The sequence below is a fragment of the Chlorobaculum thiosulfatiphilum genome (genome assembly GCF_006265165.1).
In the GTDB taxonomy this organism is placed as follows: domain Bacteria; phylum Bacteroidota; class Chlorobiia; order Chlorobiales; family Chlorobiaceae; genus Chlorobaculum; species Chlorobaculum thiosulfatiphilum.
This window is the reverse complement of sequence record NZ_VDCH01000019.1, coordinates 1-19,032: the sequence shown is the minus strand read 5'-3', so window position 1 is coordinate 19,032 and position 19,032 is coordinate 1. Positions and strand designations below refer to the sequence as shown.

16 protein-coding genes and 1 pseudogene are annotated in these 19,032 nt (G+C 61.8%); 8 read left to right on the top strand and 9 right to left on the bottom strand.

Annotation, left to right across the window (positions count from 1 at the left end):
* Positions 1-6: 6 nt before the first annotated feature.
* The 5 genes from scpA to FGF66_RS08815 are packed head-to-tail and all read right to left on the bottom strand — an operon-like array spanning position 7 to position 8,017.
* Positions 7-2,130, bottom strand: coding sequence for a methylmalonyl-CoA mutase (scpA, locus tag FGF66_RS08835; RefSeq protein ID WP_139457287.1), 2,124 nt, complete (start codon positions 2,128-2,130; stop codon positions 7-9).
* Complete coding sequence (locus FGF66_RS08830; protein ID WP_139457286.1) at positions 2,127-3,884, bottom strand: methylmalonyl-CoA mutase family protein; 1,758 nt, start codon at positions 3,882-3,884, stop codon at positions 2,127-2,129. The genes scpA and FGF66_RS08830 overlap by 4 nt, the downstream gene beginning before the upstream one ends.
* A gap of 3 nt (positions 3,885-3,887) precedes the next feature.
* Positions 3,888-5,669, bottom strand: coding sequence for a carboxyl transferase domain-containing protein (locus FGF66_RS08825; RefSeq protein ID WP_170181302.1), 1,782 nt, complete (start codon positions 5,667-5,669; stop codon positions 3,888-3,890).
* Positions 5,670-5,671: 2 nt separating this feature from the next.
* On the bottom strand, positions 5,672-6,097 hold the full coding sequence (gene mce / locus FGF66_RS08820; protein ID WP_139457284.1) for a methylmalonyl-CoA epimerase: 426 nt from the start codon (positions 6,095-6,097) through the stop codon (positions 5,672-5,674).
* A gap of 18 nt (positions 6,098-6,115) precedes the next feature.
* On the bottom strand, positions 6,116-8,017 hold the full coding sequence (locus FGF66_RS08815) for a propionyl-CoA synthetase (protein ID WP_139457283.1): 1,902 nt from the start codon (positions 8,015-8,017) through the stop codon (positions 6,116-6,118).
* Between the two features lie 424 nt (positions 8,018-8,441).
* On the opposite strand from FGF66_RS08815, the gene FGF66_RS08810 reads away from it, so the two are divergent.
* A complete protein-coding gene (locus tag FGF66_RS08810) occupies positions 8,442-8,687 on the top strand; it encodes a hypothetical protein (RefSeq protein WP_139457282.1) in 246 nt (81 codons plus the stop codon).
* Between the two features lie 158 nt (positions 8,688-8,845).
* Positions 8,846-9,280, top strand: coding sequence for an MOSC domain-containing protein (locus FGF66_RS08805; protein ID WP_139457281.1), 435 nt, complete (start codon positions 8,846-8,848; stop codon positions 9,278-9,280).
* Between the two features lie 47 nt (positions 9,281-9,327).
* On the opposite strand, the gene moaA is transcribed toward FGF66_RS08805, so the two are convergent.
* The 4 genes from moaA to moaCB are packed head-to-tail and all read right to left on the bottom strand — an operon-like array spanning position 9,328 to position 13,586.
* On the bottom strand, positions 9,328-10,323 hold the full coding sequence (gene moaA, locus FGF66_RS08800; RefSeq protein ID WP_139457280.1) for a GTP 3',8-cyclase MoaA: 996 nt from the start codon (positions 10,321-10,323) through the stop codon (positions 9,328-9,330).
* Positions 10,320-11,420: a bifunctional molybdenum cofactor guanylyltransferase MobA/molybdopterin-guanine dinucleotide biosynthesis adaptor protein MobB gene (mobAB, locus tag FGF66_RS08795; protein ID WP_139457279.1), complete on the bottom strand. Its 1,101-nt coding sequence runs from the start codon at positions 11,418-11,420 to the stop codon at positions 10,320-10,322. Before mobAB ends, moaA begins: the two co-directional genes overlap by 4 nt.
* A 1-nt stretch (position 11,421) precedes the next feature.
* Positions 11,422-12,648 (bottom strand): molybdopterin molybdotransferase MoeA, encoded by a 1,227-nt coding sequence (locus FGF66_RS08790; RefSeq protein WP_139457278.1) that lies wholly within the window; start codon positions 12,646-12,648, stop codon positions 11,422-11,424.
* Complete coding sequence (gene moaCB, locus FGF66_RS08785) at positions 12,645-13,586, bottom strand: bifunctional molybdenum cofactor biosynthesis protein MoaC/MoaB (protein ID WP_139457277.1); 942 nt, start codon at positions 13,584-13,586, stop codon at positions 12,645-12,647. The genes FGF66_RS08790 and moaCB overlap by 4 nt, the downstream gene beginning before the upstream one ends.
* Before the next feature lie 329 nt (positions 13,587-13,915).
* On the opposite strand from moaCB, the gene FGF66_RS08780 reads away from it, so the two are divergent.
* From FGF66_RS08780 to FGF66_RS08760, 6 genes and pseudogenes are all read left to right on the top strand, one after another.
* Positions 13,916-14,410, top strand: coding sequence for a ferritin-like domain-containing protein (locus tag FGF66_RS08780; RefSeq protein ID WP_139457276.1), 495 nt, complete (start codon positions 13,916-13,918; stop codon positions 14,408-14,410).
* Between the two features lie 43 nt (positions 14,411-14,453).
* Positions 14,454-14,954, top strand: a complete 501-nt coding sequence (locus tag FGF66_RS08775; protein WP_139457275.1) for a rubrerythrin family protein — start codon at positions 14,454-14,456, stop codon at positions 14,952-14,954.
* A gap of 92 nt (positions 14,955-15,046) precedes the next feature.
* The gene (locus tag FGF66_RS12660) at positions 15,047-15,193 is read left to right on the top strand and encodes a hypothetical protein (protein ID WP_170181301.1); all 147 of its coding nucleotides are present in this window, start codon (positions 15,047-15,049) and stop codon (positions 15,191-15,193) included.
* A 54-nt stretch (positions 15,194-15,247) separates the two neighbouring features.
* Positions 15,248-16,528 carry a virulence factor BrkB family protein gene (locus FGF66_RS08770; RefSeq protein WP_139457274.1) on the top strand — a complete coding sequence of 427 codons (1,281 nt, stop codon included), beginning with the start codon at positions 15,248-15,250 and terminating at the stop codon, positions 16,526-16,528.
* The gene (dnaX, locus tag FGF66_RS08765) at positions 16,525-18,381 is read left to right on the top strand and encodes a DNA polymerase III subunit gamma/tau (protein WP_139457273.1); all 1,857 of its coding nucleotides are present in this window, start codon (positions 16,525-16,527) and stop codon (positions 18,379-18,381) included. Before FGF66_RS08770 ends, dnaX begins: the two co-directional genes overlap by 4 nt.
* A gap of 117 nt (positions 18,382-18,498) precedes the next feature.
* A pseudogene (locus tag FGF66_RS08760) lies at positions 18,499-18,770 on the top strand (DUF2442 domain-containing protein).
* The last annotated feature ends 262 nt before the right edge of the window (positions 18,771-19,032 follow it).

Below are 19,032 nucleotides of genomic sequence, written 5' to 3'. Positions count from 1 at the left end.
GTTCGCTCACTGGTGATGTTCGAGCAGGAGCGCGAGCAGCTTGATGGCCGCCTCGGCGATCACCGTGCCGGGGCCGAAGACGCCCGCCACGCCGCGCTCGCAGAGGTAATCGTAGTCGCGCTCCGGGATGACGCCGCCCGCGATGACGAGAATGTCGCCGCGCCGCGCCTCCTTCAATCCTTCGACCACCTGCGGCACCAGCGTCTTGTGGCCTCCGGCGAGGCTCGAAATGCCGACGATGTGCACGTCGTTGTCGAGCGCCTGCCGCACGATCTCCTCCGGCGTCTGGAAGAGCGGCGAAATATCGACGTCGAAGCCGATGTCGGCGAAGGCGGCGGCGATCACCTTCGCGCCGCGGTCGTGCCCGTCCTGGCCGACCTTGGCCACGAGGATGCGCGGGCGGCGGCCTTCGTACTCGGCGAAGGAGTCGGCAAGCTCACGGGCTTGCAGGAAGAGGCTGTTGTCCTGCATTTGCGACTGGTAGATGGTGGTGTTGAGCCTCGTCGTCGCGCGGTAGCGTCCGTAGATTTTTTCGAGCGCCGAAGAGATTTCGCCGAGCGTGGCCCGCTTGCGGGCGGCATCGACCGAGAGCGCGAGCAGATTGCCCTCGCCGGTCTCAGCGCACCGTTCGAGCGCTTCGAGCGCCTCGCGAACCGCCTCGCCGTCGCGCCTCCGCTTCACCTCGTCGAGGCGGGCGAGCTGCTGGCGGAGCACGGCGGTGTTGTCAACTTCGAGCAGCTCGATCTCCGTCCGGTGCTCCGTCCTGTAAGCGTTGACGCCGACGATGGTCTCCTTGCCGCTGTCGATTCTCGCCTGCTTGCGCGTGGCCGCCTGCTCGATCTGCATTTTTGGCAGTCCCGCTTCGATCGCCTTCACCATGCCGCCTGCCGCCTCGATCTCTTCGATGATCGCCCACGCCTTTTCGGCAAGCTGGCGCGTCAGCTCCTCGACGTAATACGAGCCGCTCCACGGATCGATGGCGCGGGTGATGTCGGTCTCCTCCTGAATATAAATCTGCGTGTTGCGGGCGATACGCGCCGAGAATACCGAGGGCAGCGCGATGGCCTCGTCGAGCGCGTTGGTGTGCAGCGACTGCGTGTGGCCGAGCGCCGCCGCCATGGCTTCGACGGTCGTCCGGGCGACGTTGTTGAACGGATCCTGCTCGGTGAGGCTCCAGCCAGAGGTCTGGCAGTGCGAGCGGAGCATCAGCGATTTCGGGTTTTTCGGATCGAACTTCGCGACAATCTTCGACCAGAGAAGCCGAGCGGCGCGGAGCTTGGCGATCTCCATGAAGTAGTTCATGCCGATTCCCCAGAAGAAGGAGAGGCGCGGCGCGAAGGCGTCGATGTCGAGTCCTGCATCCAGTCCCGTGCGGATATATTCGAGACCGTCGGCCAGCGTGAAGGCCAGTTCGAGGTCGGCGGTCGCCCCCGCTTCCTGCATGTGATAGCCCGAGATGCTGATGGAGTTGAACTTCGGCATCCGCTCGCTGGTATAGCGGAAGATGTCGGCAATGATGCGCATCGACGGCTCCGGCGGGTAGATGTAGGTGTTGCGCACCATGAACTCCTTGAGGATGTCGTTCTGAATGGTGCCACTCAGCCTCTCCGGCGCGACGCCTTGCTCCTCCGCCGCGACAATATAGAAGGCCATCACCGGCAGCACCGCGCCGTTCATGGTCATCGAAACCGAGATGTCGCCGAGCGGAATGCCGTCGAAGAGAATTTTCATATCCTCGACCGAGTCGATGGCCACGCCAGCCTTGCCGACGTCGCCGACAACGCGCGGATGGTCGGAGTCGTAACCGCGATGAGTCGGCAAATCGAAGGCGACCGACAAGCCTTTCTGGCCCGCCGCGAGGTTCTGGCGGTAGAAGCGGTTCGACTCTTCGGCGGTCGAAAAGCCCGCGTACTGCCGGATCGTCCAGGGCCTCGATGTGTACATGCTCGCGTACGGCCCGGCCAGGAATGGCGGAAATCCCGGCGCGAAGTCGGGCATCGGCTCCGCCGGTTCTCCGTAGCTGGCGTGAACCGGAATGCCTTCGAGTGTGGCCCAGGTTTCACCGCCGCTTTGCCGCTTTGCCGGATCAGCCGCAGCGAAGGGATCGATGCGCGAAAAGTCGGGTCTCATAGCACTCCGGTTTTGTGTTGCAGCGAAAGTAGGTCGGCGCGGGCGTCGCTGCCGAGGTGGATGAAGCGGTCAACACCCGCCCGCAGCAGTTCGGCGGCGTTTTCGGGTGGTTTGGCCGCCATGACGATGATCGTCTCCTTGCGCAGCTCCTGAATCGTTTCACAGATTTTCGCGACGCTCGCGAGATCGCTCTCGCCGCTCCAGCAGAAGACGACGATGTCCGGCTCTTCGCGCAAGAGGGCGCGGCAGTTGCAGGTTTCGGGATCGAGCGTCACCGAGGGCAGCACCTCGAAGCCGCCACTCCGCAGGAAGTCGTCGGCGAACGCCGCCACGCGCTGGCTTTTGGACGGTTCGCCGTGCAGCCACAACGCGGCGCGGGGCGTCGCGCCGCCGGCGGCGACGTGGGCGATCATGCGCCGCCGGAGCTGCTCGTAGCCGCTGCTTTTCGTCGCATCGGAGTATCGCTGAATCGCGGCCACGACTTCGGCGGCGGGCGGCACGGTGTAGCGGTTGATGCCAACCAGCGTCCGGTGGCGGGTATCGATCGCCTTGCGGCGGGCCTCGGCGGCGGGGGCGATCATCGCCGCGACGCGTCCGCTCGCTTCGGCAGCGCGGAGGCCGCCCACCGCTTCGATCTGCTGAAACAGCGCCCAGGCCTCGCGGCAGAGCGCGGCGGTCATCGTTTCGATATAGAACGAACCGGCTGCTGGATCGACGACGTGGCCGAGGTTCGACTCCTCGCGCAACAGGAGGTGGATGTTGCGCGTGATCCGTTCCGCAAACTCCGGGCTGACCGAACCGGCGCTCTCGAACGGCGCGAGTTGCAGCGTGTCGCAGCCGCCGAGGATGGCCGCAAGCGCTTCGGTCGAGAGGCGCAGGAGGTTGGTGTACGGGTCGAGCGCCGAGATCGAGCGGGTTGACGAACGCACGAACAGGCGCGGCTCCGGCATCGCATCCGCCGCAACGCCGTACGCGGCAAGTAGTTGCGGCCACATCGCGCGGAGCGCCCGCAGCTTGGCAAGCTCGGGGAAGTGGCTGGTTCCGGCGGCGAACACGATTTCGATGGCGGCGGCGGCCTCGCTTGCATCCGCTCCGGCCTCGGTCAGGCGGCTGAGGCAGTCGCTCGCGCCCGCCAGCGCGAAGGCCAGCTCCTGCGTGATGGTCGCGCCCGCCTCGTTGAAGCGCACGGTATCGACGGCAATCGTGCGGAATCCCGAATGTCGCATATCCGCCGTCGGCAGAGGCAGCGCGCCGTCTCGACTCGCAAGCGCGTCGAAGAGCACTGCGCCGGAGTTCGCGGCGAAGCCGGGCAGCGCCGCGAGCGCGTCGAGCAACGCCGCCGGATCGCCGATGGCTCCCGAAAAGTAGAGCGCGGTTTTCGCCAGCTCGAGGCTCCGCAGCGCTTCGAGCAGCCGCACCACTTCGGCGCTCTCAGGGACGCCCTCGAAGCGCAGCTCAATGGCCTCCGCGCCTCCCGTCAGCGCCTCGTCAAGCAGCGCCGGATCGTCGAGAAGTCTCTCGACGGCAATCTGCTGGCAGATTCGCCAGCGGTTCGTCGAGCGCCGGAATGGCGCCTCCGGCGCGGGTCGGACGGCGGTGTGGCGGTTATGCCACGGCTCCATCTCGAAGCCTTCCGGCGTCTTCCAGACGATTTTCGAGAACTCGGCGCCTTTCAGCTCGTCGATCACTTTGGACTTCCACTGCTCGTGATCGACGGCGGGAAATCCGGAAAAGAGCGATTCAGTATCGTTCATTGGTCAGGGTTGTTCAGGTGTCCGGTTGGCGATGATTCCGGCGATGCGGCTTTTCAGTTCGAGCGGATGGGCCACCAGATCGACGAAGCCTTTCTGCTGGAGCCAGCCGGTGGTCTGGAACTCTTTCGAGGTTTTTTTGCCGGTGTATTGTTCGATCACGCGCTTGCCCGAAAAGCCGATGTTGCCCGCGTTGTGCTCGAAAATCCGTATGCCGCGCGAGCCGAAGCCGATGGCCACGCCACCGAGCGTCGGGTCGGTGACGATGGTGATGACCGGCAGCCCCGCCTGCTCGACGAGCGAGAGCGCGAGGTGAATTTTCGGAATGCTCACCATCGAGGAGCACCCTTCGTGCATTCGCGCCCCGCCGCCCGCCGCCTGGACGATGAGCGGGCGGCGGCGCTCGATGGCGATCCGCGAGGCTCGCCATATCTTTTCGCCGGTGGACATGCAGAACGAGCCGCCGAGGAATCCGAAGCTCGTGGCGCAAACCACCACTTCGCGTCCCTCGACCGTGCCGTCGCCGGTGATGAGCGCCGTCGCCATGCCGTTTTTTTCGCGAGCCTCGCGCAGCTTGACGGCGTAGTCGGGGAAGCCGAGAATGTCGCGATCAACGATGTAGCGGGTCTCCGGGTGCTCGGTGAACGAGTTCTCGTCGAGCAGCAGGCCGATGTAGTCGTGCGCGGTCAGCCGGGTGTAACGAAATCCGCAGACGCAGCACACAAAGTTGTTCGAGAGCAGTTTGCTGTAGAGTACCGGATCGGCGATTTGCCGTTTTTCATCGTTCCGGCAGCGCTTGTGGCGGGGGATGAAAAGGTTCCGTTCGGGCTTCGGGATAAAATTCGAGACCTGTTTTTCATAGCTTGCAATCTGTTCCTCGGTCGCCGTTTCCCACTGGCCGATCTTCCGCCAGCGCTCGATGCGCCGCTCCTGAAGCGATTCGACGGGCGCTTTGCCGAACGCTTCGATGCGCCGTCCGAGTACCTCGCGGAACGATTCGAGCGCCTCGGCGGGGAAGCGGTGCGCCGGGCCTGCTGGTTCGGGGATCAGTTCATCGACGATGCCATTTTTCAGCCCCTCCTTCGAGGTGATCTGCGAGATTTCGGCGGCGAGGTTCGCCTTGTTCCTCGTGTGGAACAGAATCGACGAGCACGCTTCGGGCGAGATGACCAGATAGGTCGAGTACTCCATGGCCAGCACGGCGTCGCAGCCGGTGAGCGCGATGGCTCCGCCGCTGCATCCGCGATTGATGATGACCGAGATGGTCGGCACCGTCGCCTCGGCGAGCGACTGCATACAGCGCCCGATCTTCCAGGCGATGCCTCCGGCTTCGGACTCCTCGGTCGGGTCGGCTCCCGCCGTGTCGATCACCGTGATGACGGTGCGGTTCTCGCGCTCCGCGATGGCTATCGCCTCGATCGCCTTCCCGAAGGCGACGGGGGTGGGCATGCCGTGGTTCCACTTTTTGACCTCGGCCTCGTCCTGCATGATTCTGGTCAGCTCGCCAAAATCGGAGGTTGGCGCGGATTGTTGGCCGATGAGCATCACCGGCCACGCAACGCCATCACGTCGGAGTTCGGCGCGGTGGGTCTGGATCAGGCAACTGCCGTGCAGGTCGCTGGACAGGCACTCCTCCACGTTGTCGAAAACCGCGAGGTAGTCGAGGTATTTCGGGCGTTCGGGGTGGAAGGAGAGCTGGTATTTTTCATATTCCGAAAGTCGTTCAATTGACTTCGCGCTGTAGCTGAACCCCTTTGTTTTCTCGAAAGGCAGGAAAAAGTGTTTCACGGTCACTGGATGAATGAATGATCGGGTTTGGGTTCAACGAATTCAACAAGCACACGGTTGGTCTGGCGGGGATGGAGAAAGACGATCTTCTTGCCTCCCGCGCCCGTCGAAGGCTCGCCAAGAGGCGTGATGCCGAGGGCCGCAGCCCGTTCGGCCTCCGCCGCCGCGTCGTCGGTCGCGAGCGCGATGTGGTGCATTCCTTCGCCATTCTTCGAAAGGAATTTAGCAATCGGGCCGTCATCGCCAAGCGGTTCGAGCAGTTCGATTTTTGTCTGGCCCACGGCAATGAAGGCCGCGCGCACCTTTTCTGACGGCACCTCGTGGATCGTGACCGCTGAGCGGTCGCATCCGAGGAGGTTCGTCCAGGTATCAATGGCGCTGTCGAGATGCTCAACCGCGATGGCGATATGGTCGATTCTGTCGATCATGGTGACGGTTTTTCTGTTTTACGAAGTTTTTGCATAGCCAATGGTTTGCAGGGCCTCTTTGATTTCGTCGAGGATTGCCGGGTCGTCGATGGTCGGCGGTATGGTGTAGGCCTCCGAGTTGGCGATCTTGCGCATCGTGGCGCGGAGGATTTTGCCCGAACGGGTTTTCGGCAGTCGCATGACGATGATCGCTTGCTTGAACGAGGCGACCGGGCCGATGTTCTCGCGCACGTACTCGATGACGTGTTTGACGATCATCTCCGGCGGCGTATCGACGCCCGATTTGAGCACGAGGAATCCCAGCGGCACTTCGCCCTTGAGGTCGTCGTGCACACCGATCACCGCGCTTTCGGCCACGTCGGGGTGCTCGCACAGCTCCGCCTCGATGGCTCCGGTCGAGAGGCGATGGCCCGCGACGTTGATGATGTCGTCCGTGCGCGACATGATATAGATATATCCATCCTCGTCGATGTAGCCGGCGTCGCTGGTCTGGTAGTAGCCGGGGAAGTTCTTCATGTAGCTCTCGACGAAGCGGATATCGGCCCGCCAGAGCGTCGTCATGGTGCCGGGGGGCAGCGGCAGCTTGACGACAATGTCGCCCATCGTGCCGTGCGGAAGCTCTTCGAGCGCCTCGTTGACCACCTTCACATCGTAGCCTGGCACCGCTTTCGACGCCGAGCCGTACTTGACCGGGCCAGGCTCGATGCCCTGGCAGTTGGCCGCGATGGCCCAGCCGGTCTCGGTTTGCCACCAGTGGTCGATCACCGGAACCTTGAGCTGCTTTTCGGCCCAGCGCACCGTGTCGGGATCGGCCCGCTCGCCCGCCAGGAAGAGCGTCCGGAACTTCGAGAAGTTGTAGCGGCGGATGTAGTTGCCCTCGGGATCCTCCTTTTTGATCGCCCGGAATGCGGTCGGCGCGGTAAACATCACCGAAACGTCGTGCTCGCTGATGATGCGCCAGAAGGTTCCGGGATCGGGGGTGCCGACCGGCTTGCCCTCGAAGACGATCGTCGTGCAGCCGTGCAAGAGCGGAGCATAGACGATGTAGGAGTGGCCCACCACCCAGCCGACGTCGCTGGCCGCCCAGAACACCTCGCCCGGCTTGACGTTATAGACGCTCTCCATTGTCCACTTCATCGCCACCATGTGCCCGCCGTTGTCGCGCACGATGCCCTTCGGCTGGCCGGTGGTGCCGGAGGTATAAAGAATATAGAGCGGATCGGTCGATTCAACGGGCGTGCATTGCGCCGGAGCGACGCCGAGCAGCGCCTGCTTCCAGGTCAGGTCGCGCTCCTCGTTCAGCTCGGCTTTCAGTTGCTCGCGCTGGTGGATGATGCAGATTTCGGGCTTGAAGTGGGCCAGCTCGATGGCGAAGTCGAGCAGCCGCTTGTAGTCGATGATCTTGCCATGCTCGATGCCGCAGGAGGCCGAAACGATCACCTTGGGCTTGCAGTCGTCGATGCGCACGGCCAGTTCGTGCGAGGCGAAGCCGCCGAAGACCACCGAATGGATTGCGCCGAGCCGGGCGCAGGCGAGCATCGCCACGAGCGCTTCGGGGATCATCGGCATGTAGATGATGATCCGGTCGCCCTTGCGAACGCCTCGCGCCTGGAGCGCTCCGGCGAAGAGCGCCACCTTGTCACGGAATTCGCGGAAGGTGAACTTCTCGATGGTGCCGGTGACAGGGCTGTCGTAGATCACCGCCATCTGGTTGCCGCGTCCCTCATCGACGTGTCGGTCGAGCGCGTTGTAGCAGGTGTTGGTGACACCGCCGGCGAACCACCGGTAGAACGGCGGATTCGAGTCGTCGAGCACCTTGTTCCACGGCTTGTACCAATGGAGATTTTCAGCAAGCGCGCCCCAGAACTCTTCCGGGTTTTCAATCGACTGACGGTGAACGTCGCTGTAAAGTGGTGACATACTGCAAGCCCCCTTTTACTATGAGGTTAATGATGGTAAGGGAGAGACGGACTGCCGGACGCTGGAGCTGCGCAAGAAGTGATGCTGCTGAGAATCCCGCATGTCCTCGAATGGCTGGTTGGCGAATTTACCCCAAAGGTAAGCACGAAATCCTAAACATACACAACACAACATGTACTATCATCACGTTTTGCGATGTACTCAGGCGGATTTTCCGCTTGCCGTAACAAGCCGGTACGCCAAAAACCGCGCGACCAGTCTGCCATCACGTTAACGGCAAATGCTCCGGCCGAGGCCTGGAACTGCGAGGAGCGCAGCGGCGCGGCACTTCGGATTCTCGTGAATCGCTACGCTTTGACTGATTCTGCGTACGCGGAGATTTCATCTGTCATTACTGCTATGATAAGATGATGGCGATGATTGGATGTTGGCTATCGTCTTGTTTCACGTCACAGAAGGCCTGCATCTGCACGGCGAGGATGCCGCCTGGCAGAGTGGTGATGTATTGCTTGGCGTTAGTGGAATAGCGTCGGGTATTGTTTCGCGCTGCCGGAGCAATTCAGCGATTCAAGATCGGAGGCGTAACGGTTTTGCTCTATCGCTATTGCCAGTGCCGGATTTCGCTGAAGTCCAGTCTGCAAAAATCATAAAAGCATTCTCGCTCCGTTGAGGATGCTTTTTTTGTCGCATCTCCTGATTTTGTCTCGAATCGTTGAGGACTCTGACCTGATGGTCGCGTTTTTTTCGCCGGGAATGGCAGTTCCGTGACATGGCTTGAATGCGTATCTTTTGCACATCGTACCATCAATCAGAAAAATAAAGCATCACATGGGAGTTCTCGAAGCCGTTTGCGTCAGCGTTGAAAAAGGAACGGTCAAGTTGCCGGTTCCGTCCGCCGAACTTCGGGAAAGCTGGGGAATCGAGGGCGATGCCCATGCGGGCGAGTGGCACCGGCAGATTTCGCTGCTTGCGGGCGAGAGCATCGACCTGGTGCGCGAAGTGCTGCCGGAACTCGAGTACGGCATGTTCGGCGAAAATTTCGTGATGCGAGGCATCGAGCTGGTCGCGCTTGCCGTCGGTGACCGGTTGCGGGTCGGCGAGCAGGTTTTGCTGGAGATCACGCAGATCGGCAAGGAGTGCCACAACGGCGGCTGCGTCATCCAGCAGGCCACGGGCGACTGTATCATGCCCCGCGAGGGCATTTTCTGCCGGGTGCTGGCGGGGGGCATGGTAGCGCCGGGGAGCGTGGTGGTGGTTATATAGCATTCCCCACAAGGGCAGGCGCGAGGCCTGCCCCTACAGTTAGTTTTCTATCCTCCAATTCGCGACATGCTCGATGCGGCGGTGTCGTGGCTGCTTTTCAGGCCGTCTTTGGGCTTTTGCTGCACCGCTTCGATGATCCGCTTTTTGATCTCCTCTTCATTCATTTCACCGTTCAGTGCTGGTGCGAGGTCGATGCTTTCGTGGTGGTAAAGGCAGCCGATCAGTTTGGCGTCGGCGGTGATCCGGAGCTTCGAGCAACTGCTGCAGAAGTTGCGGGAGAAGGCCGGGATGATCGCTATCGAGCCGCGATGGCCGGGCAGGCGGAAGCTGTAGTGCTCGGTCGAGTGGCCGGTGATGGCTTCGAGTTCCGGGTATGCGCCGACGAGCCGCTCGCGGATCATCTCCGCGCCCATGAACCTGCCGGTGCGCCAGATCTGGCTGTCGTCGAAGGGTTGCAGCTCCATAAAGCGCACGGTCACGTCGTGGCTGCGCGTCAGCTCGACGAATGCCGGGATTTCGTCGCTGTTGATGCCTCGCAGCATGAGCGTGTTGATCTTCACCGTGAGGCCGGGCGTGGCGAGCAGCTTGTCGAGCGCGTTGCGGACTTGCTCGAAGCGGTCGCGCCGCGTGATCGAGATGAACTTGTCGCGGTCGAGGGTGTCGAGGCTGAGGTTGACGCCATCCAGCCCGGCCCCAATGAGGGCGTCGAGCTGACGGTCGAGCAGTACGCCGTTGGTGGTGATCCTGACGGCATCGATGCCGGGCGTCGTTTTGGCGATGCTGACCAGCTCGGCGATGCTTGGGTGAAGCAGCGGTTCGCCGCCGGTGAATCGTATTTTTTTTACGCCCATCCCGCCAAGGAGTGCGATAAGGCGCACTGCGTCAGCGCTGGCGAGCCGCTGCGTTTGGGCGGGCGCGTTGTCCTTCAGGCAGTAGGTGCAGCGCAGGTTGCAGGCGCTGGTGACGGCGATGCGCACGTAGTCGATGGTGCGCCCGAACCGGTCGGTCAGCACGGGCCGCCTCTCTTCCGGCTCGCGCTTCATCCTTCACCCTTGCCGATTGCCCGTCGCGCTTCAGCCATCGACGCCGGGTCGTTCACGTTGCGCAGCTTCGACGGCTCGTCTGGCTCGATCAGCCGTACTCGCGAATCCATGAGGAACGAGCAGAGCGAGTCGTTGCCCGCCGCGTGGCGTTCGAAGAGCCGCCTGCGCGATTTCGGCTCGTAGATTGCAAGCAGCGGCTCCGGGCGGCCCTCGTCGCCACCGAACGCGGTGGCGAAGCGGTACGGATTTCGTCCCGTCCGGAGCGAGGCGATCACCGGTTTGTCGATGAAGGGCAGGTCGCAGGCCGCCACGAGCCACGCCGCGCCGGGCGAGTGACGTTGCGCCGAAAGCAGCCCGCCGAGCGGCCCCAGGTCGAGGTAGCTGTCCGCGATTGCCGGAATGCCGGAGTCCGAATAGCAGCCGAGCTGATCGCTCCGGCACGAGATGTAAACTTTATCGCAAACCGACGAGAGCAGCGCGGCTGTTCGTTCCAACTGCTTCTCGTCGTGGTAGCGGAGCCGGGCCTTGTCGCGCCCCATGCGCGAGCTGCGTCCGCCCGCGAGCACGAGGCCGTTGAGCGGAACGCTGGCGGCCTGCTTGCTGAAAAACTCCGCGACGAAGGAGCTGATCGCGGGCAGGTCGTCGCGATGGAAGAGCGGCAGTCGGAAGCGTTCGAGTCCGTCGCCGTTTCCGTCGTGCACGAGCGCGAGCGCCTGCGGGATTGCACCCGCTTCGAGCGGCGGCAGAATCTCGCGGCGGGCATCGATCAGGAGCAGTTTCGGTGTCGGCAGCTCCTTGAGGCCTTCGATGAAGAAGAGGTCGGCGGCAAGCGTCGATCCGGTGAAGTCGATCCGTCCCGCGCCGCTGGAGACGATCGCCTCCTTCTCGCGGTCGGCGATCAGTACCGGCGCGGCGCCCGCCTGCCGGAAGCGGCCGGAGTCCTTGCCCTCGCGGTCGATCTCGAAGCGGTGGCAGCCGTGCTTGAGCGCCGCGACCTCGAATCCGTCATCGCTGAAGCGGCGGATCAACTTCTCCATGAGCGTGGTTTTGCCCGAACCGGAGAGGCCGCAGAGCGCGATTTCAAAGGGGTGGAACATCTTAGAGATCGTTCGTCCACGGCAGCAGGGCGCACGTGACCGGCGATCCGGCGGGGAGCGCTTCGGGCGAGGGCGGCGCATCGACCAGGCAGTTCGCGCCGGAGAGCGCGGTGAGCATGTGCGACTCGGTTTGCGGCGAGAGCTGGCAGCGGAGCGCTCCCGCCTCGACGCGCAGCCGCCCGAAGAGGAAGCGGTGGCGCTTGCGATCAGCCGGGAACGGCTCGTCGAGCGTCGTCGTGAATTTCCGGGCGGGCGAAGCGCCCTGCATCCGCGAGAGCGCGGGCAGGCAGTATTCGAGGAGGCCGACCAGCGCCGAGACGGGGTTGCCCGGCAGCGAAAAGATGAGCTTGCCGGAAGCGGTCGCGCCGAAGTAGAGCGGCTTGCCCGGCTTCTGCGCCACCTTCCAGAACTTCTGCTCCACGCCGAGCGCTTCGAGTTCCTCGTGCATGAAGTCGAACTCTCCGGTCGAGATGCCGCCCGCGGTGACGATAACGTCCGACTCCGCGATGGCCGATGCCAGCGCCTCGCGAATCGCTTGCCGGTCGTCCCGCAACTGGCGAGGCTCCGCGACCTTCGCTCCGGCGGCTTCGAGGCACGATGCGAGCAGCGGCAGGTTGCTGTTGTAGATGGCGAGCGGCTCGATCTCCTGGCCGGGCAGGCGCAGTTCGTCGCCGACCGTGATGATCGATACTCGCGGCTGCGGCCTCACGAGCGCCGAGGCGATGCCGAAGGTGGCGAGCACCGCGATTTCGGCAGGCGTCACGCGGGTTCCTGCGGCGGCGAGCACCGTGCCTCGCTCGACCTCCTCGCCAGCGTGGCGGATGTTCGCGCCCTGTTTGGGCGCTTTGTAGAACTCCACGGCGTCGCTCGCGAAGCCGCTGGTTTGCTCGAACGGCACAACCGTATCGGCCCCCTCCGGCAGGGGAGCGCCGGTCATGATTCGGGCGCAGCTTCCCGGCGCGAGCGGTTCTGTCGAAAGTGCTCCGGCGGCCAGCTCCTGCGAGACCGGCAGCGTAACGGGCGCGTCCTCCGATGTTCCGGCGATCTCGCCGAATCGAACGGCAAAGCCGTCCATCGCGGCGTTGGTGAAGCGCGGCATCGCGAACCCGGCGCACACCTCTTCGGCGAGCACCCGGCCACGAAGTTGCTGCAACGGCGCGGAGATCGTGGCCTCGCTCTGGCGTGTCGCGGCGGCGATAATCTGGTGAGCTTCGTGAACAGTAATCATGCGTGGCCCTCCCCTTTGAGCATCGGGAATGCGTGGAAAATGGCGGGCGCGAGCACTTCGAGCGCGTCCCTGGCCGCGCCCGCGCTGCCGGGCAGGCAGACGACCACCGTGCTGCCGATCACTCCGGCGGCGAGCCGCGAGAGCATCGCGGTTCGGACTTTGCCCTGCCCCCACCGGAAAAGCTCCTGCTCCACGCCGGGCAGCCGCCGGGTGAACCTCGGCGCGAGCGCCTCGATGGTCAGGTCTCGCGGCCCGAGTCCCGTACCGCCAGAGGTGACGATCAGCTCGACCCCCTCGCCGATCCACGCCTCGACTGTCGCGACGATCTGTTCCGGTTCGTCCGGAATGACCGTCAGCGCCCCGACCGCGCATCCCGCTTTTTCGAGTCCCTCGCGCAAAATCGCGCCGGAGCGGTCGGTCGCCGTGCCCGCGGTGATGGAGTCCGACATGACGAGAATCGCCGTGCGCGGGCGGTGCTCCGCCGCCGCCGCCGATTTGCCGCCGGTTTTGCGGTCGAGCCGGACGGCGGAAATCTCCATCGTTTTGTCCACCGCCTTGCACATGTCGTAAATGGTGAGCGCCGCCACCGACACGGCGGTCAGCGCCTCCATCTCCACGCCGGTCGATTCCCGCGTGACGACGGTTGCCGCAATGCCGATAGCGTTGTCGCGCAGCTCGAAGTCGATGTCGATCCACGAAAGATTGAGCTGGTGGCAGAGCGGGATGAGCGCCGAGGTTTGCTTGGCGGCCTGGATGCCCGCAATTTTCGCGGTCGCCAGCACGTTGCCTTTCGGCAGCTCCCGCTGGCGGAGTAGCGCGATGGTTTCCGGCTGCATCACGACGCAGCCCGAAGCGCGAGCTTCACGCCGCGTCGGCGGTTTGTCGGAGACGTCCGCCATGCGGACCATGCCGCTGTCGTCGAGGTGGGTGAATTCCATGATTACAAGATTTGGCTCGACCGTATCCGGGGCGCACTACCATCCGGAATACGGGATAAAAAAAGCGGTTTCCAGGCAGTCGGTTTCCTTTCCCCCCGGAATGCTCCCGAATATAGGCAATCTTCACTTTTTTTCACCCGGCTGCGCATCGAGCGAGTTTTTTCCACGGCTCCGGCGCCTTGTCACGTTTTTATGCGTTCTGGGCAAATGCTTGGAACTCATTCAAAAAAATAGGAGTATTATGAGGAAGAAAACGAGAACCCCGGCTCTTTTGATGCTTGGGGTTCTCCAAAGAAGAGCGTAATTTCTTCAATCAAAATCACACGAATATGGGAACCAGAGGACGTGAAATTGTTGGCGAGAATATCGAGCGGGTGCTTGAGCTTCTCACCAAGGCATTTGCCGACGAGTGGCTTGCCTATTACCAGTACTGGATCGGCGCCAAGGTCGTTCAGGGGCCGATGAAGGATGCCGTTATCGCCGAGCTCATGCAACATGCTGCCGACGAACTGCGTCATGCCGACATGGTGAGCCTCAGAATCATCCAGCTTGGCGGAACGCCGCCGACCAGTCCGAAACAGTGGTTCGAACAGACCAATTGTGGCTATGACGCTCCGGACGATCCGTTCGTCAAAAGGATTCTCGAACAGAACATCTCCGGCGAGCAGTGCGCTATCACCACCTACAACAGCATCATTCAGGAGATCGGCATGAAAGACCCGGTCACCTACAACCTCGCCGTGCAGATTCTCCAGGACGAGGTGACCCACGAAGAAGATCTTCAGGCGCTGCTGGAAGATCTCGGCGTCTTCCTCCGCAAGTAATTTTTAACTCATCATTAATCATTCATAATTCATCATTTACGCTATGCCGACAACGCACGAAAATCTGAAAAACGCATTTGCTGGTGAAAGCCAGGCCTTCATGAAGTACACCACCTTCGCCGAGAAAGCCGAGAAAGAGGGCTTCAAGAACGTGGCCAAACTGTTCAGAACCACCGCGCAGGCCGAGCGCATCCACGCGCAGGGCCACATGGCTGCCGACGACGCTATCGGTTCGACCGCCGAGAACCTCGAAGTCGCCATCGGCGGCGAGACCTACGAGCACAACGAGATGTATCCGCCGATGTTCGAGCAGGCCGTGGCCGAAGGGCACAAGGCCAAGCGCATGTTCGGTTACGCCGTCGAGGCCGAAAAGGTTCACGCCGAGCTGTACCGCAGGGCGCTCGAAGCGGTCAAGGCTGGCAACGACATCACCGAAACCGAAATCTGGCTCTGCCCGGTCTGCGGTCACATCGAACTCGGCGCGCCGCCGGAGCACTGCCCGATCTGCAACGTCAAGGCTTCGGTGTACGTGCAGATCGCCTGATCCCTCTCCGAAGAAGCGATTGTATCGCAAGCCCCTCCGGTATTTCATCGGAGGGCTTTTTTATTTTGCGCCTCGGAATCGGCAGATGACGCATGGTGGACGTTGTGGACTTGGTGGACGGAAACGGCCTGCCGGAAAGGGAGCAGCGTGTTTACCCGAACCTGGCGCTCGCGGCTTTTGCGGCAGACTTGCCGACTTTTTTTATCTCGATGAAGTTCTCTACCTTGAACTTGCGGTGACCGGCATGGCCGGAACATCGACTCGCGCAGGCTTTTGAATCGCAACAGAATTTCATGACGGGGACGAAAGACAGCAGCGGAGATGCGGGCGGGCGGCTGCACGATGCGGCGCACTCGGCATCCGCGTTTTTTTCGTTCATGTGGCGGCACTTCGTTCACGACCGCGTCATCACGAGCGCCGGTTCGCTCGCTTTCCAGACGCTGCTTTCGCTGGTGCCGCTCATGGCGGTGATGCTGTCGATTCTGAAGGTGTTTCCGGTCTTCGCTTCACTCAAGCACCAGATCGGCGATTTTCTGTTCCAGAACTTCGCGCCCGCCCAAGGCTCGATTCTGAAAGGGTATCTGTGGGAGTTCATCGACAAAACCTCCTCGCTCTCCACCGTCGGCGGCATTTTTCTCGTCGTCATCACGCTCTTCCTGATTTCGACCATCGACCAGACGCTCAACGACATCTGGGAGGTGCAGACTCCGCGTCGGCGCTTGCAGGGCTTCACGCTCTACTGGACGGTGCTGACGCTCGGCCCGCTCTTCATCGGCACCAGTGTCGCGGCCAGTTCGTACGTCTGGTACTCGGTGTTCGCCGAAGGGGCGCTGCTCGAAATGAAGATGAGGCTGCTGCTGTACGTGCCCTTTTTCAACTCGGCCATCGCCTTTTTTCTGCTCTACATGCTGGTGCCGAACCGCAAGGTTCGCTTTATCCATGCGCTGGCTGGTGGCGTACTTGCCGCCGTGCTTTTCGAGCTTGCCAAGCGGTGGTTCACCTTTTACGTTTCGAGTTTCGCCACCTTCGAGCACATTTACGGTGCGCTCTCGGTGGTGCCGATGCTCTTTTTCTGGATATACCTCGAATGGGTGGTGGTGCTGACCGGCGCGGAGTTCGTCTTTTCACTTGGTTATTTCAACCCTAAGGAGCAGGAAGAGGAGCGGGAGTTCGATCCGTTGCAGGGGGTGCCGGAGTTGGTTGCTGTCCTGCGTTCGGTGTGGCTTGCGCAGGCTTCGGGCAGTTTTGTGACCGGTAAAAAACTTCTTGCGTCGGAAAATAGTGGTGACCGTAGTAAATTGGGCCTTGTCGTCGAATTTCTGAAGCGCAGCGGAATGCTGCACCAGACCACCGACGGAGGACTTGCCATCAGCGCGGATATTCACGCCATGACGCTGTTCGATCTCTACGCGAAGCTGCCGAGGGAGCTTTTCATCGGAGAGGGGTGCATGGATGATGGGCAGGGGAGTGGCGAATTCGAGCCGCTCCGAGCCGAAATCCGCGAAGCGCTCAGGGGCGCGATGCAGACGCCGCTGATTGCGCTCTTGAACGATTCAACCGCAAAGGATTCATGAGTTATCAGGTCATAGCGCGAAAGTACCGTCCGGCGCGGTTTGCCGACATCACCGCGCAGGAGCACATTACCGGCACGATCCAGAACTCGCTCAGGATGGGGCGGGTCGGCCACGGCTACATCTTTTCGGGACTTCGCGGGGTGGGCAAAACCACGGCGGCGCGCGTCTTCGCCAAGGCGGTCAACTGCGAGCGGATGATCGACGATCCGAAGTACCTCAAGGAGGTCACCGAGCCGTGCGGCGAGTGCGAGAGCTGCCGCGACTTCGACGCTGGGGCGAGCCTGAACATCTCGGAGTTCGACGCCGCCTCCAACAACGGTGTCGATGACATCCGCCTCTTGCGCGACAACGTGCGCTACGGCCCGCAGAAGGGACGCTACCGCGTCTATATCATCGACGAGGTGCACATGCTCACGACGGCGGCCTTCAACGCATTCCTCAAGACCCTCGAAGAGCCGCCGCCACACGCGATCTTCATCTTCGCGACCACCGAGCTGCACAAGATTCCGGCCACCATCGCCTCGCGCTGCCAGCGCTTCAACTTCAAACGCATTCCGCTCGACCGCATCCAGGGCCAGCTCCAGCAGATCTGCGACGCCGAGGGCATCCAAGCCGACGCCGACGCGCTCCAGCTCGTGGCTCGCAAGGCGCAGGGGTCGATGCGCGACGCGCAGAGCATCCTCGACCAGGTGATCGCCTTCGCCCTCGACAGCGAAGGGGAGCGCGTCATCCGCTACGAAAAGGTCTCCGATCTGTTGAGCTACATCGACGACGAGCACTTCTTCATGGTGACGGAGGCCATCGCCAACGCCGACGCCGCCGCGATGCTCGACCTGGCGGGCATGGTGAACCGCAACGGCTACGACGAGCAGGATTTCATCGAAAAGCTGATTGAGCACTTCCGCAACTTCCTCATCATCCACAACCTGCGTTCGAGCAAGCTCATCGAGCGCCCGGAGCCGGTCAAGGAGCGCTACCAGCGCGACGCCTTGCGCTTGACTCCGCAGGCAATCATGGCGATGACCGACTTCCTCATGCAGACGCAGCGCGAGCTGAAGTTCTACGCCGAGCACCAGTTCCGCTTCGAGCTGGCGCTGCTCAAGCTGATCGAGCTTGGACGGGGAACTTCGCAGATGGCAACCGCTTCGGCGGACGAAAAAAAAAAGTCTGAGCCTGTAGCTCCGCCGTCCGCGCCCGTCTCTGCCGTCGCGCCGCCTTCGCCCGCCGCCCGCCGCTCGAAACCCGCGCCCGCTCCGGAATCCAGCGCAACCCCGTCCGGATTGCCACCGGTGCCTGAACCGCCGCCACCTGCCACCATGACCCGCTCGACCAGCCGCGCGGAAACCAGATCGACGCCCGCCATCGATCTCGGCTCGTGGAAGCAGGCCTTCTCGAAGTTCGGCAGCAACGCCGACCAGCATCTTCCGGCAAGAAAACAATCGCGCGTCGAGGAGAGCGGCGCCGATAGCGACAGCGGCGCTCCGGTCGCCGTGCTCGAACAGTTGCGCATGGAGTGGGGGCGCTTTCTCGAACACCTCTCGGCCAAGGGATTGCAGGTGATGGTGTCGCATCTTCACGCCAGCGAGCTGATGGCGTGCAGCCCGTCGGGCGTCGTGCAGCTCGGCTGCTGCCGGAAATTCTCGTTCGAAGAGCTTCAGCACGACTCCGCCCTGCTCGAAAGCGAGCTGTCCGACTTCTACAAACTTCCGCTCAAACTCGCCGTCCGCTACGACGCCGAGCGCGACGCCTGCACACGCGAAAAAAGCATCTTCACGATGTTCCAGGAGCTGACGGAAAGCAACGAAGTCGTCCGCTACCTCATCACCGAATTCGGCGCGGAGTTGGCGTATTGATTGAGTTCCGACTACTGTAGGGGCAGACCTGCGTGTCTGCCCTTGCTCGGAATATGTGGAAATGGTTATCGAAAGCGATATGTTGATTGTGTCAACAATTTCTGTTGGAGACGTATTATGAATACCACGCTCATTGAACGCGAGCCATGCGCTCTTCGGGCCTGGGCAGAGGGGCGGATGATTTTATTGAACTTGCCGACGGACGCATTATCGGCTTTCCGGCGGATCAGTTCAGGATTCTGAAGGCGACGTCGGAAGAGGAGCTGAAAAAAGTAACGGTGGAGGTCAACGGATTTGCACTGCGTTGGGAAGAGCTGAATGAGGATTTGACCGTCGAAGGCATTGTCGCCGGACGTTTTCAACTTCCACTACCGGAAGTGGCGGCGTGAGTAATCTGGATAATGGTTAAAGAGAACTGTTAGGGCTTTTATGCTGAATCAATAAAATCAATTATATATACTAAAGGTATCTTTGACTATGCCTGAGAAAAAAGATCAGCATTTGGTTCCCGCTTGCTACTTAAGGAGGTTTAAGGCGGACGTATTAGAAATGCAAAAGACTAATCCGAATTATGCTAGTGTCACGTCACTACTATATTGACGGATAAAGATGTTTGAGTTTGATTCGTGAATCAGCCGTGGTGAATTGCCA

Excerpts from the sequence above, each read along its gene's own strand:
- scpA (WP_139457287.1), bottom strand. The coding sequence starts at position 2,130 with ATGAGACCCGACTTTTCGCGCATCGATCCCTTCGCTGCGGCTGATCCG.
- FGF66_RS08830 (WP_139457286.1), bottom strand. The coding sequence starts at position 3,884 with ATGAACGATACTGAATCGCTCTTTTCCGGATTTCCCGCCGTCGATCAC.
- mce (WP_139457284.1), bottom strand. The coding sequence starts at position 6,097 with ATGATCGACAGAATCGACCATATCGCCATCGCGGTTGAGCATCTCGAC.
- FGF66_RS08815 (WP_139457283.1), bottom strand. The coding sequence starts at position 8,017 with ATGTCACCACTTTACAGCGACGTTCACCGTCAGTCGATTGAAAACCCG.
- FGF66_RS08810 (WP_139457282.1), top strand. The coding sequence starts at position 8,442 with ATGTTGGCTATCGTCTTGTTTCACGTCACAGAAGGCCTGCATCTGCAC.
- FGF66_RS08805 (WP_139457281.1), top strand. The coding sequence starts at position 8,846 with ATGGGAGTTCTCGAAGCCGTTTGCGTCAGCGTTGAAAAAGGAACGGTC.
- moaA (WP_139457280.1), bottom strand. The coding sequence starts at position 10,323 with ATGAAGCGCGAGCCGGAAGAGAGGCGGCCCGTGCTGACCGACCGGTTC.
- mobAB (WP_139457279.1), bottom strand. The coding sequence starts at position 11,420 with ATGTTCCACCCCTTTGAAATCGCGCTCTGCGGCCTCTCCGGTTCGGGC.
- FGF66_RS08790 (WP_139457278.1), bottom strand. The coding sequence starts at position 12,648 with ATGATTACTGTTCACGAAGCTCACCAGATTATCGCCGCCGCGACACGC.
- moaCB (WP_139457277.1), bottom strand. The coding sequence starts at position 13,586 with ATGGAATTCACCCACCTCGACGACAGCGGCATGGTCCGCATGGCGGAC.
- FGF66_RS08780 (WP_139457276.1), top strand. The coding sequence starts at position 13,916 with ATGGGAACCAGAGGACGTGAAATTGTTGGCGAGAATATCGAGCGGGTG.
- FGF66_RS08775 (WP_139457275.1), top strand. The coding sequence starts at position 14,454 with ATGCCGACAACGCACGAAAATCTGAAAAACGCATTTGCTGGTGAAAGC.
- FGF66_RS12660 (WP_170181301.1), top strand. The coding sequence starts at position 15,047 with ATGGTGGACGTTGTGGACTTGGTGGACGGAAACGGCCTGCCGGAAAGG.
- FGF66_RS08770 (WP_139457274.1), top strand. The coding sequence starts at position 15,248 with ATGACGGGGACGAAAGACAGCAGCGGAGATGCGGGCGGGCGGCTGCAC.
- dnaX (WP_139457273.1), top strand. The coding sequence starts at position 16,525 with ATGAGTTATCAGGTCATAGCGCGAAAGTACCGTCCGGCGCGGTTTGCC.